The sequence below is a fragment of the Pseudomonas sp. GW822-FHT01E03 genome (genome assembly GCF_058802985.1).
In genome coordinates this window covers 264290-278748 of sequence record NZ_JBXAOQ010000005.1, presented here as the reverse complement: position 1 = coordinate 278748, position 14459 = coordinate 264290, and the positions used below count along the sequence as shown (strand labels likewise).

Below are 14459 nucleotides of genomic sequence, written 5' to 3'. Positions count from 1 at the left end.
AATGGACCGTCATTGCCTGCTCTTCTGCCTGCTGGGGCTGGCCTTGCCGGCCAGCGCCATGGACCTCAAGCAAGCCTGGGACCTGTTGCAGTTCCAGGGCCCGATCTACCAGGCCGCCGTGAATGAAAAAAAGGCCGGCGGGGAAAATCGCGCCATCGGCAAGGCCGGCCTGTTACCGCAGGTCAACGCCTCGGCCTACAACAACAAGGTCAATGGTACTCAAAGCCAGAACAACATCGACAGAGATCTCCATTACGACTCCAAGGGCGCCAACGTGCGCCTGCGCCAGCCGCTGTTCAACAAACAGAAGATGGCCGAGTACCGCCAGGGTCAACAACGTGCCGACTACAGCAATGCGGTATTCGATGCCAAGAGCCAGGACGCCGCGGTGCGCTTGGCCGAAAGCTATTTCGATGTGCTCCTGGCCAGCGAAACCATCACCCTGGCCAAGTCCAAGCTGAACGCCTTCGACGAACAACTCGCCTCGGCGAAACGGCGCCTGGAACTGGGGGCCGGCACCGTCACCGACGTCGACGAGTCGACCGCCCGCCGTGACCTCGCCGAAGCCGAACTGATCGAAGCGCAGGACAACCTGGTCAACGCGCGCCGCAAGCTCGAGGAATACATCGGTGAAACCCCCGATTCGCTGACCACCTTGCGTCCGAGCTTCGATACACCACCACTACTGCCAAGCAACCTGCAGGACTGGTTGGTCAAAGCCCAGACCGATAGCCCGCTGATCCATGCACGCCGCTATAGCCGTGACCTCGCCGAAGAAGAAGTGAAGCGCGCCAGGGCCGGCCACTGGCCGACACTGGATTTCATCGCCGGCTACACCGCGGGTGAGAGCCAATCACTCTCCGAGCTGAATCAACGCAACCGCTACGGTTCGATCGGACTGGAAGTCAATTTCCCGCTGTTCAGCGGTGGCGGCGTCAGCGCTCTGACACGCCAGGCCAGCGCCAACAGCGACAAGGCCCTGGATGAACTCGACGCTGCGCGACAGGAAGTCATCACCGGAACCACCCGTGAGTTTCAAGGCATTCTGAGCGGTGCCAGACGCATTCGCGCGCTGGAGAAGGCAGTAGCGTCCAACGAACGCTCACTGGCATCGTCACGCAAGGGCTTCAAGGAAGGCGGCACCAGCACCAACTCGGACGTCCTCAATGCCGAAGAGCTGCTTTTCGTTGCGCGCCACGATCTGTTCGAGGCCAAGTTGCGCTATTTGATGTCGCGCCTGCGCCTGGCCTCCTCGGTGGGCAGCCTGGGCGACGACGATATCGACCAGATCAACAACTACCTCGGCCCGGAACTGCTGGTCACCAACTGACGCTCACCTGCCGGTCGGTCAAGCCACATGATGGCAGACCGGCGCCCCTCCTCCCAAGATCCCCATCCAGGTATTCATGGCCGCGTCGCGGCGCAGAAAGGCAACCGCCAGCGAAAAAAACAGCCAACCCTTGAAATTTGCCCACTAAGGCCTTGATTCCCTTTATGCTCGAACCAGTTCCAGGCTGTAAACTGTTTCCCCATGCGCAAACTTTTGTACCTGACATTTTCCATGGCGTTGCTCGCCGCCCTCACGACCTACGCGATGTGGGCCGCAAACCGGCCGGTGGGTCATTACCTTTCGGATCTGCGGATCAACCTGGCTGTCGACCAGGGCACGCCTGCGGACCGCGGCAATCTGTTGGGCATTCAGCCCGAACTGTTTCCCACCGATTATCAAAGCCCCGAGCGTTTGCACCGCAAGCTTGCGGCCTATCTGCAAGCAGCCCGGGACCAGGGCCTGTTGAACGGCAAGACCGTCGTCGTGTTGCCGGAGCACATCGGTACCTGGCTGATGGTCAGCGGCGAGAAGGATGAGTTGTATCAGGCCAGCACCCTCAAGGAGGCCATGAACTGGCTGGCGGTGAGCAATCCCCTGAAGTTCGCCAAGGCGTTGATCAGCGCCGAGGGCGGCAACCGTCTGGACGATGCCCACCTACGCATGAAAGCCAAGGCGATGGCCAGAGACTACCAGGCATTGTTCGGAGGGCTGGCCAGGGAATTCCACGTGACGCTGGTGGCGGGTTCCATCGTACTGCCCGAACCGAGCATCATCGACGGCACCTTGAGAATCGGCCGCGGCGCGCTGTACAACAGCAGCGTGGTGTTCAACAGCGAGGGCCTGCCGATCGGCCAGCCCCAGCGCCAGATACACCCGTTCTTCGCAGAACAGAACGGGATCAAGGCGAACGGTGAGCACTCGCTCAATGTCGTTGATACTCCCGCCGGAAGGCTGGGCGTATTGATCGGTCATGACAGCTGGTACCCGGAAAACTACCTCAAGCTCAACGACCAAAGCGTGCAACTGGTCGCGGTACCGGCCTTTGTTGCCGGCCGTGGCACCTGGGATCAACCGTGGCGTGGCTACAGGGGCTCGTCAGCGCCGACATCGGTCATCTTGAAGCCTGGAGAAGTCAGTGAAGGCCAGGCCTGGCAGCGCCTGAATCTCACGACCCGGACACCTGCCAGTCAAGCCGTCGCTGGCATGAGTGTGTTCCTGCGGGGTCAGTTCTGGGATCAGGGCAGCGCCGGACACAGCTTCCTCAGCAGCAACGGCCAGCATTTTGCCGACGGCAATGCCCATGGTGCGCGTTTGCTGAACCTCTGGTTGTAGCCATGAAGCCGCAGCCGATGCGCCTGGGCGATCTGTCGGTGGGCTTTGTTCATAGCCTGGCCGATGCCGTGCGCAGTCATGGCGTCGATCCTCAGCCACTGCTCGATCAATACGGCCTCGACGCCGGGCGCCTGAGCGAAGCCGGTGCCCGACTGTCGATACCGCGCTACATGCGCCTGGGCCACAGCGCCATTCAACTGACCGGCAACCCGGCCCTTGGCTTGCGCATGGGCCAGCTCAGTCGCCTGAGCCAGGCTGGCCTTGCTGGCGTCACTGCGGCCCAGGCGCCGACGGTACGAGAAGCCGCCCGCTGCCTGATTCGATTCGAAGCCTTGTATGGCTCCAATTATCGGGGTCAATCAAGCTTTCACGAAGACGCCCAGGGCGCCTGGCTGCGCTTCTATTCGATCAGCCCCTATAACGCCTACAACCGCTTTGTGGTGGATTCGATCATCGCCGGCTGGTTGCAGCAATTGTCCAGTGTCAGCCCTGCCCCGCTGCGCGCCGAACGCATCGAGATCGAATTCGAGGAGCCCGGTTACCGCGCGGCCTATGACGTGTTGGGTGACTGTCCGATTCAGTTTGGCGGCGAGCGCAATCAACTGCGCTTGAGCCTGGAAAGTCTCGCCCAGCGCAACCCCGAGCATTGCCCGAGTACCTGGCGGCATTTGCTGCAACTGTGTGAGCGAGAACTGGAACAACTGACACGCACCCGCAGCCTGCGCGAACGCATCATCGCGCTGCTGGGCCCCCTGCTCAATGGTGGCCGGGAACCCGACCTGCAAGAGGTGGCGGCACGCCTGAAGCTGCCCACCTGGACCCTGCGCCGCAAGCTCGCCGAAGAAGGCACGCAGTTTCGTGCAATTCTCAACGACACCCGTCGCGACCTGGCCATGACCTACATACGCGACACCGAACTGGCGTTCGGAGAGATCGCCTACCTGCTGGGTTTTGCCTCAGCCGAAGCGTTTCAACGCGCATACAAACGCTGGAACGGACAGACCCCCGGCGAATTTCGCCGCAGTCATCGCCAATCCGCCTGATGCCTACAACTCGGTAGCGTCTTCCGCCGGCTCCAGTGGGTCCAGTTCGAAAGCCTGGTACTCGAGCAGCTCTTCTTGATAATCGTCCATTTTTGAATCCCCCAACCCATATTAAAAACGTCTGAATAAATGACCAATTCCCAGAGCATAAAGTGCCCGCATGAAAGAAAAATGACGCGGACACGACACTCTGTCGCTACTGAATAAAACGTAGCAGCTGGTCAGGAATTTATCATCGGATTTTTTCGCGGGAGGCCACAGAACAGTGGTCTTGGTTGACGAGGGTCAATCTTTTGGCTGGCCACGGGATCGGGTCATCCGACCCGATCCCGTGGCATATCCATCACTGACCTGAGGCAGGCATCGCCGGGATGGGTTCGCTCGGCGCAGGCAAGTCACTCGGGTTCGACGGTGGCGTGACGACTTCCTGGAACGATGCAGGCTCTACACGCTCGATCGGCGTGATCGGCGCCGCTTCAGGAGGCGGGGCAACCGGCTCGGAGGCCGCTGGAGCCGCTTCAATGGATGCAGGTGCAGGTGCAGGCGCTGGTGCAGCAGGCTCTACAGCGGGAGCCGCTGCCGGGGCAGGTGCCAGTGGTGCCGGCGCTGCCTGGGCTTCAGGCATGCCCAGGTCCGTTTTCGGCTTTTCGGGGATGTGCGCAGCCTTTTTCGCTTCCGGCGGCAGGAACAGTTCGACCAGTGCGAAGAAACGCTCGTAGAACTTGGCAGACGATACGGTTTCGCTGGCGACCTTGACCATCGAGTCATCGGAGGAGCCGATCGGCATCGACACCGAGCCCAACACACCCACACCGAGACTGGCGGAGTTGTTGGTCTTCTTCAGCGCATAACGATCCTGCAGGGCGTTGGCGAACACGGTCGCATGGTGCCCTTCGCTGCCGTCATCGGCACAGACCACGCTGAAGCTGATCTCCATGTGGTTCTCGCCGGTCTGCTGGAAGCTCTTGTGACCGCTGACCAGCTTCGAATCGTTGCTGGTGATGATGTAACCCTGGCTGAGCAAGGCACGACGAGCGGCTTCACAGCTCTGGGTATCGCTGACCGGATAGTTTCGGGAAAAGGTACCGGAGTCGTCGAAATTCTCATGCTCATAGATGGCGGTCTTGTTCGATGAACAACCGGCCGCAGTAGCAAGCACGGCTGCCAGTCCGACAACCCGCATGGGAAGTGATTTAAACATTGAACATCCTGAAGAAAACGGTTCGGGGCATATTGTGCAACAGATCGATGCTTAGCGGAGCATCGATCATGTCTTAAAACGGTTACAGGCTGATTGACCCCGGTTTTGCGCAAAAGTCACCGCGGCAAGTGACGTACGGCCAAACAAAAAGACCCCAGCCTTCCGGCCGGGGTCTTTTGTGCAGCGCTAAACCTGATCAGGCATCAGTAACGCTTGATTTCCGCCTGGCTTTCCAGCTGCTTGCGGTAAGCCGCGAAGTCTTGCTGGCCGATGCGGGAAGCGAGGTAGCGACGATACTGTGCTTTCTCTTCTTCGGTCGGCGCCGCTGCTTCGTTCACGCCATTGAGGCGCACGATCATCAGGCTGCCATCCGACAGCGTCACGCTGGTGAAGGTCGGCTTGTCCTTGGACGCAGGCTTCGCCATGCGGAACAGCGCTTGCAGCACCGCAGGGTCGACCCCTTCCTGAGCACGAGTCGCCGCTTCCGTGACTTTCCAGGCCTGGCCGTCGACCGCCTGATCCAGCGGGGTCTTGCCATCGCGCAGGCTGGCAATCAAGGCGTCAGCCTTGGTCTTGGCATCGGCGCTGGCGTGTTCCTTGGCCAATTGCACACGGATCGCAGCAGAGACGCTTTCCAGCGGCAATTGCGAAGGCTTCAGGTGCTCCTTGGCACGCAACACGACCACGGTTTCCGGATCGAGCTCGATGGCAGTGCTGTTCGCACCCTCATCCAGGACCTCCGGGCTGAACGCGGCAGTGATCACGGCACGGTTGGCTGCAATACCCTCACCGCCTTCACGGCCGAACGGCTTGGACGTGTGGACGTTCAGTTTCAGGTCTTGTGCCGGTTGCGCCAGGTCCGACGCTTCGAATGAAGCGTCTTCCAGTTGCTTGGTCGCCTCGACAAAACGCTGTTCGACCTGCTGGGCCTTCAACTCGCGGGTCAGCTTGTCTTTCAGGCTGGCGAATGTCGGAACTTCAGGCGCTTCCACGCCCAACAGCTTGATCAGGTGGAACCCGAAATCGGTGCGAACCGGCGCGGAAACCTGGTCCTTGGCCAACGAATACAGGGCTTTCTCGAACGCCGGGTCGTAGACGCCAGGACCGGCATAACCCAGGTCACCGCCGTTGTTCGCCGAACCCGGATCCTGGGAGAATTCCTTGGCCAGCGCCTCGAATTTCTCGCCCTTGGCCAGACGAGCCTGGATCTCTTCGATCTTCGCCTTGGCTTGCGCCTCGGTGGTCTTGTCATTCACTTCAATCAGAATGTGCGCCGCCTGGCGTTGCTCGGACAGGTTCGCGATTTCTTTCTGATAGGCCGCCTGCAGGTCTTCGTCATTGACGCTGACCTGATCGAAGAAGGAAGCCTTCTTCAGCTCGAGGTAATCGATGACCACCTGATCCGGCGTCATGAATTCCTTGGCATGCTCGTCGTAGTAGGCCTTGACCTCATCGTCGGTCAGCTTCACCGCTGCCGGGTCGGCCTTGATGTTCAGCGAGGCGAAATCGCGGGTCTGTTTTTCCAGACGGGTAAACGCCAGTACCTGTGCATCGGTCACGAAACCGCTACCGGCGAGACCGGCACGCAGCTGACCAATCAGCATTTCCTGAGCCAGCATCTGGCGGAATTGCATGCGGGTATAGCCGAGTTGGCGAATCACCTGGTCGAAACGCTCGGAGCTGAACTTGCCATCCACCTGAAACTCAGGCGTTTGCAGGATGACCTGATCCAGAGCCGCTTCGGAAAAGGCGAATTTCGAGTCTTCTGCGCCTTGCAGCAGCAGTTTGCGATCGATCAGGCCCTTGAGAGCCGACTCGCGCAGCATTTTTTCATCGAGCAAGGAAGCATCGAAATCCTTGCCCAGCTGTTGCATGAGCTGACGGCGTTGCATATCGACCGCCTGGCTCAGTTCGTTCTGGCTGATTTCTTCGCCATTGACCTTCGCCGCTTCATTCGTGTTCGTCGTGGCCTGAAAAATGGCGTCGAAACCGGTCAGAGCCATCAGTGCAACGATGACCCCGATAATAGTCTTGGCAATCCAGCCTTGTGAATTGTCCCTGATATTCTGCAGCATGCGTCCCCCAGAAACGGTTGAACTTCAAAAATTAGGCAACCGTGGAGCGTGGGTAGAATCCGGATAGAAGAAAGGCGCATCCGAGGATGCGCCTTCTCGTAACTGGCGGAGCGGATCGAGGGGCTCGAACTGGCGACCCTCGGTGTCTTGAACCGGCGACCTGCAGTCAGGACTGCCGCTCCGCTGCCAAGTCAGGCATGACCCCGACCCGGATGGGTAAAAACCTGAATCGAACTTAGTTGACAGCTTCTTTCAGTGCTTTACCGGCTTTGAAACCTGGTTTTTTGGCTGCTGCGATTTCCAGCGTCTTACCGGTCTGTGGGTTACGACCAATGCGAGCCGGACGATCAGTTACGGAGAAGGTACCGAAACCAACCAGAACAACAGAGTCGCCAGCCTTGAGAGCGCCAGTGACGGATTCGATTACAGCGTCCAGCGCACGGCCAGCAGCAGCTTTCGGGATATCAGCGGATGCAGCGATAGCATCAATCAGTTCCGACTTGTTCACTCTAAGTCCCCTTATATCTATTTGAGTATGATTCTAAGTTTTTTTGGTGAAAGCAAAAACGAGTGCTGAATGGCCTACAGACACTTAAGAGCCGCTTTATAACAAGGGCTCTAAAAAGCTGTCAAGAAAGCCCCCCAGGCAAATACGTACTAATGCGTGCTAATTCTTTCCTTAGAATCTGCGTCGCGTTTCTCATCCTTCGCGACTATCTCCGGAGCCACGTCCGGCAAGGGCTCCGGCGCGTATTGCAACGCAATTTGCAGGACCTCGTCAATCCATTTAACCGGTTTAATCTGTAGATCCTGCTTGATATTGTCCGGAATCTCTTTGAGATCGCGCACATTCTCTTCAGGAATGATCACTGTCTTGATTCCGCCACGGTGGGCAGCCAACAGTTTTTCTTTCAAGCCACCAATGGCCAAGACCTGGCCACGCAACGTGATCTCGCCGGTCATGGCGACATCCGCGCGTACCGGTATGCCGGTCAATGCCGATACCAGGGCCGTGCACATGCCTACACCGGCGCTAGGGCCATCCTTTGGAGTCGCCCCTTCCGGCATATGGATGTGTGTGTCGCGCTTCTCATGGAAGTCCAGAGGGATCCCCAGGCTCTTCGCCCTGCTGCGGACAACGGTCAAGGCCGCTGTGATCGATTCGACCATCACGTCACCCAGGGAACCGGTCTTGATCAACTGGCCCTTGCCCGGTACGACGGCCGCTTCGATGGTCAGCAGTTCGCCGCCCACCTGAGTCCACGCCAACCCGGTCACCTGGCCAATCTGATCCTGCTGCTCGGCCAGGCCGTAGCGGAATTTACGCACGCCCAGGAAGTGCTCCAGCATGTCTGCGGTGACCTTCACCGAGAAGCGCTTCTCCAGCGCATGTTCCTTGACGGCCTTGCGGCAGACCTTGGCAATCTGGCGCTCCAGCCCACGCACACCGGCTTCACGGGTGTAGTAGCGGATGATGTCGCGGATCGCTTCTGCGTCAAACTCCAGCTCGCCTTTCTTCAGGCCGTTGGCCGTAATCTGCTTAGGCGAAAGGTATTTGACGGCGATGTTGATCTTCTCGTCTTCGGTGTAGCCCGGCAGACGGATCACTTCCATCCGGTCCAGCAACGCCGGCGGGATGTTCATCGAGTTCGAAGTACACAGGAACATCACATCGGACAGGTCGTAATCGACTTCCAGATAGTGATCGTTGAAGTTGTGGTTCTGCTCGGGATCGAGCACCTCCAGCAACGCCGATGCCGGATCGCCACGCATGTCGCTGCCCATCTTGTCGATTTCATCGAGCAGGAACAGCGGGTTGCGGACACCCACTTTTGTCATCTTTTGAATCAATCTTCCTGGCATCGAACCGATGTAAGTACGGCGATGGCCACGAATTTCCGCCTCGTCACGCACGCCACCGAGGGCCATGCGCACGAATTTGCGGTTGGTGGCGTGAGCAATCGACTCCGCCAGGGACGTTTTACCCACCCCGGGAGGACCGACCAGACATAGCACCGGACCACGAATTTTCTTCACGCGCTTTTGCACGGCGAGGTATTCGAGGATGCGTTCCTTGACCTCTTCGAGGCCATAGTGGTCGGCATCCAGAATGTCTTCCGCGCGCGCCAGGTCCAGGCGCACCTTGCTCTGGGCCTTCCACGGCACTTGAACCAGCCAGTCGATGTACGAACGCACCACGGTCGCTTCCGCGGACATCGGCGACATCTGCTTGAGCTTGTTCAGCTCGGCCGTCGCCTTGGCCAGCGCGTCTTTCGGCAGGCCGGCGGCATCGATACGCTTTTTCAGCTCTTCGACTTCGTTGTGGCCTTCGTCACTGTCGCCGAGCTCTTTCTGAATGGCCTTCATCTGCTCATTCAGGTAGTACTCGCGCTGACTGCGCTCCATTTGTTTCTTGACGCGGCCGCGAATGCGTTTTTCGACTTGCAACAGATCGATCTCGGCATCCAGCAACGCCAGAACGTGCTCGACCCGGGCCGACAAATCGATGATTTCGAGGATTTCCTGCTTCTGTTCGATCTTCAGCGCCATGTGCGCGGCCATGGTGTCCACCAGGCGGCCTGGCTCATCGATGCTGTTGAGCGACGACAGGACTTCAGCCGGGACTTTCTTGCCCAACTGCACGTATTGCTCGAACTGGGACAGCAAGCTGCGAACGAACACTTCCGACTCGCGCTCCGGTGCTTCAACTTCGTCGATCAGGGAGACTTCGGCACGGCAGTGGCCGTCCACTTCGCTGAAGCGCTCGACAGCGCCCCGCTGCTCGCCTTCGACCAGAACCTTGACCGTTCCGTCAGGCAGCTTGAGCAGCTGCAGAACGGTGGCAATCGTACCAACGCGATACAGGGCATCTTCACCGGGATCGTCGTCAGCCGGGTTTCTCTGGGCCAGCAGAAGGATCTGCTTGTCACCCGTCATCGCAGCCTCGAGGGCTTCGATGGATTTCTCGCGCCCCACGAACAGCGGGATAACCATGTGCGGATAAACCACGACATCACGCAATGGCAGGAGAGGCAATTCGATGGTTGTCTTCATGATTTCGCCTCTACGGCGGCCATAAGGCCGTAAACAGATGGAAGTAAGCTTGAAACCAAGATGGGGGCTGCCCAGGAAAAAAACAAGCGGATAAAAGAACCACTTGAAAGATTGCAGCATACGGATGCTGCTGCGACGGGCCGGATAAGCCTTCAAAGACCGCCTTCGCTGGCAAGCCGGCTCCTGCAGGCCAGATCCCGAAATAGCAAAGGGGCCCGAAGGCCCCTTCTTTATTCAAGCTGCGTGACGCTTATGCGTCTGGCGCAGCCTTGGCGGTCGGCTCACTGTTTTCATAGATATACAGTGGCTTGGACTTGCCTTCTATCACGCTTTCATCGATCACTACTTTGCTCACCTCCGATTGCGAGGGGATTTCATACATAGTGTCGAGCAATACACCTTCGAGAATCGAACGCAGGCCACGGGCACCGGTTTTACGCTCCAGGGCTCGCTTGGCGACCGATTTCAGAGCGTCGGTCCGGAATTCCAGATCCACGCCTTCCATCTCGAACAGCTTGGCATACTGCTTGGTCAGAGCATTTTTCGGCTCGGTGAGGATCTGCATCAATGCAGCCTCGTCGAGCTCGTCCAGCGTGGCAAGTACCGGCAGACGACCGACGAATTCCGGGATCAGACCGAACTTGACCAGATCGTCAGGCTCGACTTCACGCAGGGACTCACCGACTTTCTTGCCTTCTTCCTTGCTGCGCACTTCTGCATTGAAACCGATGCCACCCTTGGTGGAACGGTTTTGAATGACTTTCTCAAGACCAGAGAACGCGCCACCGCAGATGAACAGGATGTTACGGGTGTCGACCTGCAGGAATTCCTGCTGCGGATGCTTGCGACCACCTTGAGGCGGAACGGAAGCGACCGTGCCTTCGATCAACTTGAGCAGGGCCTGCTGCACGCCTTCACCGGAAACGTCCCGGGTAATCGACGGGTTATCAGACTTGCGCGAAATCTTGTCGATTTCATCGATGTAGACAATGCCCATCTGGGCCTTTTCCACGTCGTAATCGCATTTCTGCAGCAGCTTCTGAATGATGTTCTCGACATCTTCACCCACGTAACCCGCCTCGGTGAGGGTGGTTGCGTCGGCGATGGTGAACGGAACGTTCAGCAAGCGGGCCAGTGTTTCGGCAAGCAGGGTCTTACCCGAGCCTGTCGGGCCGATCAGCAGGATGTTGCTCTTGCCGAGTTCGACGTCGTCATTCTTTTTGTCACGCTGATTCAGGCGCTTGTAGTGGTTGTAAACCGCTACGGCCAGAACCTTTTTCGCACGCTCCTGACCAATCACATACTGATCAAGGATGCCGCTGATTTCTTTAGGCGAAGGCAATTTATGCGCGCTGCTTTCGGCCTGTGCTTCCTGCACCTCCTCGCGGATGATGTCGTTGCACAGGTCGACGCACTCGTCGCAGATAAAGACCGAGGGGCCGGCAATCAATTTGCGTACTTCATGCTGGCTTTTGCCACAGAAGGAGCAATAGAGCAGCTTGCCGTTGTCCTCGCCGTTGCGGGTGTCAGTCATTCGTTCGATCCAAATCCGATAGGCTTGCAACACAAGATGAAGGCTATTGCGGGCTTTTTCAAGCCCGCCGGTGATCGGACCCGCCGACCAACCTTATTTTGAGCTGCTTATTTTAAGCGGGGCGCTGGCTGATCACTTCATCGATCAACCCGTACTCACGCGCGGCTTCTGCACTCATGAAATTGTCGCGGTTGGTATCGCGCTCGATTTCTTCAAGAGTACGCCCGCTATGCAGGGCCATCAGCGTGTTGAGACGCTCGCGAATGAAGAGGATTTCCTTGGCATGGATTTCGATATCCGACGCCTGGCCCTGGAAACCGCCCAGTGGCTGGTGAATCATCACTCGCGAGTTCGGCAGGCAATAACGCTTGCCAGGTGCACCGGCCGTCAGCAGGAACGCGCCCATGCTGCACGCCTGACCGATACAGGTGGTCGACACGTTGGGTTTGATGAACTGCATGGTGTCGTAGATCGACATGCCCGCCGTCACCGAACCGCCCGGGGAGTTGATATAGAGATGGATGTCCTTGTCCGGGTTTTCCGCTTCAAGGAACAGCAGTTGCGCACAGATCAGGTTGGCCATGTAGTCCTCTACGGGACCCACCAGAAAGATCACCCGCTCCTTGAGGAGACGCGAGTAGATGTCGTAGGCGCGCTCGCCACGAGCGGACTGCTCGACAACCATCGGGACCAGGCCGCCGGCGGCCTGGATATCAGAGTTCTGCTGAATATACGAATTACGGAACATGCTCTGCAGTCACTCCCAAATAGTTATGTCTTGAATACGCATAAGCCAGCTCGAAGGCTGGCTTATGGTGTTTGCTTCTTACCGCAAAAGTGATCAGTCGGCTTGTGGTGCTTCTACCGGCTTGACTGCTTCTTCGTAAGAGACCGATTTGTCGGTCACGCTAGCTTTCTGCAGAACAGTATCCACAACTTGCTCTTCCAGCACAACCGAGCGAACTTCGTTCAGTTGCTGGTCGTTCTTGTAGTACCAGGACACAACTTGCTCAGGTTCCTGGTAGGCCGAAGCCATTTCCTGAATCATCTCGCGAACGCGGGTTTCGTCAGGCTTGAGGTCGAATTGCTTGACCACTTCAGCCACGATCAGACCCAGTACTACGCGGCGCTTGGCTTGCTCTTCGAACAGCTCGGCCGGCAGTTGGTCAGGCTTGATGTTGCCGCCGAACTGCTGAACAGCCTGCACGCGCAGACGGTCAACTTCGTTGGACAGCAGAGCCTTTGGCACTTCGATCGGGTTGGTGGCCAGCAGACCGTCCATTACCTGATTCTTGACCTTGGATTTGATCGCCTGACGCAGTTCACGCTCCATGTTCTTGCGAACTTCGGCGCGGAAGCCTTCCAGACCGGTTTCCTTGATGCCGAATTGAGCGAAGAATTCTTCGGTCAGTTCTGGCAGCTTTGGCTCGGAAACGGTGTTGACGGTCACGGTGAACTCGGCGGTTTTGCCAGCCAGGTCCAGGTTCTGATAGTCCTCTGGGAAAGTCAGGTTCAGAACGCGTTCTTCACCGGCTTTGGCGCCAACCAGGCCATCTTCGAAACCAGGGATCATGCGGCCGGAACCCAGAACCAGCTGGGTACCCTTGGCGGAACCGCCAGCGAACACTTCACCGTCGACCTTGCCGACGAAATCGATGTTCAGCTGGTCTTCGTTTTGAGCAGCGCGATCGGCCACTTCGAAACGGGTGTTCTGCTTGCGCAGGATGTCCAGCATCTTGTCCAGATCGGCATCAGACACGTCAGCGCTCAGGCGCTCTACGGTGATACCTTCGAAACCGGCAACGGTGAACTCAGGGAACACTTCGAATACGGCTACGTATTCCAGGTCCTTGCCCGCTTCCAGGGATTTTGGCTCGATCGAAGGCTGACCAGCCGGGTTCAGCTTCTGCTCAACCACAGCTTCGTAGAAGGAAGACTGGATCACGTCGCCTACAGCTTCCTGGCGAGCGTCAGCACCGAAACGGCGCTTGATTTCGCTCATTGGCACTTTGCCTGGACGGAAGCCAGCAATCTTGGCCTTTTGGGCGGTCTGCTGCAGACGCTTGTTGACCTGGCTCTCGATGCGCTCAGCCGGCACGGTGACGCTCATGCGGCGCTCAAGAGCAGTAGTATTTTCAACAGAAACTTGCATGGATATTCCTCGTTGCACAGACGTTAGCCGGCCGTTTCCGACCCCAGAATCAAGGGCATGCATTCTAGTGGGTCAAACTCAAGAAGTCACCCTACTGAAAACGGGTAAAAACGCAGCAGGCAATTTATAGGTGCGAATGCACGAATGCACCTCGCCCCGATGGCAAATACAACCAATCACGCCAGGGCTCTGCGCCAACCTTTCCCTATATAGAGAAGGTCGCCAATCATCTCCCTGACAGCCGATCTCGCAAGCAAGGCCGGCGGGCAGGACAGCATCATCGAGAAACATAAATACGACGAAACGCCCGCCCCTGCGACCCGGAACCTGCGGCCGCCGAAACAAAAAAGGCGCCAGACTTTTCAATCTGGCGCCTTTCGAAATATGGGGTGGACGATGGGGATCGAACCCACGACAACGGGAGTCACAATCCCGTGCTCTACCAACTGAGCTACGCCCACCATATTGCCTGTTAAAGAAGCCAAACAACTTCTTTATCAAGCTCCAGCCTGGCCAAGTGCCTGAATGAAGCTTTATTTGGTGCGGATGAAGAGACTCGAACTCTTACGCCTCGCGGCGCTGGAACCTAAATCCAGTGTGTCTACCAATTCCACCACATCCGCGGATGAAGCCTTTAAAGCAAAGGCGCCAGACTGTTAATCTGGCGCCTTTCGAAATATGGGGTGGACGATGGGGATCGAACCCACGACAACGGGAGTCACAATCCCGTGCTCTACC

General features: G+C 57.8%; 10 protein-coding genes and 3 tRNA genes (1 of these 13 cut by a window edge). 3 read left to right on the top strand and 10 right to left on the bottom strand.

Translation table 11 applies throughout. The annotated features are described in order from the left end of the window. The first annotated feature begins 1 nt into the window (after position 1). The 3 genes from AC1RP7_RS12575 to AC1RP7_RS12565 all read left to right on the top strand — a co-directional run bounded on the left by AC1RP7_RS12575 (position 2) and on the right by AC1RP7_RS12565 (position 3705). Positions 2–1330, top strand: coding sequence for a TolC family outer membrane protein (locus AC1RP7_RS12575; RefSeq protein ID WP_429521645.1), 1329 nt, complete (start codon positions 2–4; stop codon positions 1328–1330). A 201-nt stretch (positions 1331–1531) separates the two neighbouring features. Further along, positions 1532–2662, top strand: coding sequence for a nitrilase-related carbon-nitrogen hydrolase (locus AC1RP7_RS12570; RefSeq protein ID WP_493180741.1), 1131 nt, complete (start codon positions 1532–1534; stop codon positions 2660–2662). 2 nt (positions 2663–2664) lie between these two features. Beyond that, positions 2665–3705: an AraC family transcriptional regulator gene (locus tag AC1RP7_RS12565; RefSeq protein ID WP_057714096.1), complete on the top strand. Its 1041-nt coding sequence runs from the start codon at positions 2665–2667 to the stop codon at positions 3703–3705. A 343-nt stretch (positions 3706–4048) separates the two neighbouring features. Here AC1RP7_RS12565 and AC1RP7_RS12560 read toward each other — a convergent pair whose 3' ends face one another. The 10 genes from AC1RP7_RS12560 to AC1RP7_RS12515 all read right to left on the bottom strand — a co-directional run. Beyond that, positions 4049–4906 carry a DUF2242 domain-containing protein gene (locus tag AC1RP7_RS12560; RefSeq protein ID WP_493180740.1) on the bottom strand — a complete coding sequence of 286 codons (858 nt, stop codon included), beginning with the start codon at positions 4904–4906 and terminating at the stop codon, positions 4049–4051. A 203-nt stretch (positions 4907–5109) separates the two neighbouring features. Next, complete coding sequence (locus AC1RP7_RS12555; RefSeq protein ID WP_493180739.1) at positions 5110–6981, bottom strand: SurA N-terminal domain-containing protein; 1872 nt, start codon at positions 6979–6981, stop codon at positions 5110–5112. A 235-nt stretch (positions 6982–7216) separates the two neighbouring features. After that, a complete protein-coding gene (locus AC1RP7_RS12550) occupies positions 7217–7489 on the bottom strand; it encodes an HU family DNA-binding protein (RefSeq protein WP_002552737.1) in 273 nt (90 codons plus the stop codon). 149 nt (positions 7490–7638) lie between these two features. Beyond that, positions 7639–10035: an endopeptidase La gene (gene lon / locus AC1RP7_RS12545; protein WP_056722330.1), complete on the bottom strand. Its 2397-nt coding sequence runs from the start codon at positions 10033–10035 to the stop codon at positions 7639–7641. A gap of 250 nt (positions 10036–10285) precedes the next feature. After that, the gene (clpX, locus tag AC1RP7_RS12540; RefSeq protein ID WP_008048848.1) at positions 10286–11569 is read right to left on the bottom strand and encodes an ATP-dependent Clp protease ATP-binding subunit ClpX; all 1284 of its coding nucleotides are present in this window, start codon (positions 11567–11569) and stop codon (positions 10286–10288) included. Positions 11570–11681: 112 nt separating this feature from the next. Further along, on the bottom strand, positions 11682–12317 hold the full coding sequence (gene clpP / locus AC1RP7_RS12535) for an ATP-dependent Clp endopeptidase proteolytic subunit ClpP (RefSeq protein ID WP_057714093.1): 636 nt from the start codon (positions 12315–12317) through the stop codon (positions 11682–11684). 93 nt (positions 12318–12410) lie between these two features. Next, positions 12411–13721 (bottom strand): trigger factor, encoded by a 1311-nt coding sequence (gene tig / locus AC1RP7_RS12530; RefSeq protein WP_057714092.1) that lies wholly within the window; start codon positions 13719–13721, stop codon positions 12411–12413. Positions 13722–14106: 385 nt separating this feature from the next. Next, positions 14107–14182: transfer RNA gene (locus AC1RP7_RS12525), tRNA-His, on the bottom strand. 77 nt (positions 14183–14259) lie between these two features. Then, positions 14260–14344, bottom strand: a tRNA-Leu gene (locus AC1RP7_RS12520). Between the two features lie 56 nt (positions 14345–14400). Beyond that, positions 14401–14459, bottom strand: a tRNA-His gene (locus tag AC1RP7_RS12515); it runs 117 nt beyond the window's last position.

What these genes read in the sequence shown, in the direction of transcription:
- AC1RP7_RS12575 (WP_429521645.1), top strand. Translation starts at nt 2, where the DNA reads ATGGACCGTCATTGCCTGCTCTTCTGCCTGCTGGGGCTGGCCTTGCCG.
- AC1RP7_RS12570 (WP_493180741.1), top strand. Translation starts at nt 1,532, where the DNA reads ATGCGCAAACTTTTGTACCTGACATTTTCCATGGCGTTGCTCGCCGCC.
- AC1RP7_RS12565 (WP_057714096.1), top strand. Translation starts at nt 2,665, where the DNA reads ATGAAGCCGCAGCCGATGCGCCTGGGCGATCTGTCGGTGGGCTTTGTT.
- AC1RP7_RS12560 (WP_493180740.1), bottom strand. Translation starts at nt 4,906, where the DNA reads ATGTTTAAATCACTTCCCATGCGGGTTGTCGGACTGGCAGCCGTGCTT.
- AC1RP7_RS12555 (WP_493180739.1), bottom strand. Translation starts at nt 6,981, where the DNA reads ATGCTGCAGAATATCAGGGACAATTCACAAGGCTGGATTGCCAAGACT.
- lon (WP_056722330.1), bottom strand. Translation starts at nt 10,035, where the DNA reads ATGAAGACAACCATCGAATTGCCTCTCCTGCCATTGCGTGATGTCGTG.
- clpX (WP_008048848.1), bottom strand. Translation starts at nt 11,569, where the DNA reads ATGACTGACACCCGCAACGGCGAGGACAACGGCAAGCTGCTCTATTGC.
- clpP (WP_057714093.1), bottom strand. Translation starts at nt 12,317, where the DNA reads ATGTTCCGTAATTCGTATATTCAGCAGAACTCTGATATCCAGGCCGCC.
- tig (WP_057714092.1), bottom strand. Translation starts at nt 13,721, where the DNA reads ATGCAAGTTTCTGTTGAAAATACTACTGCTCTTGAGCGCCGCATGAGC.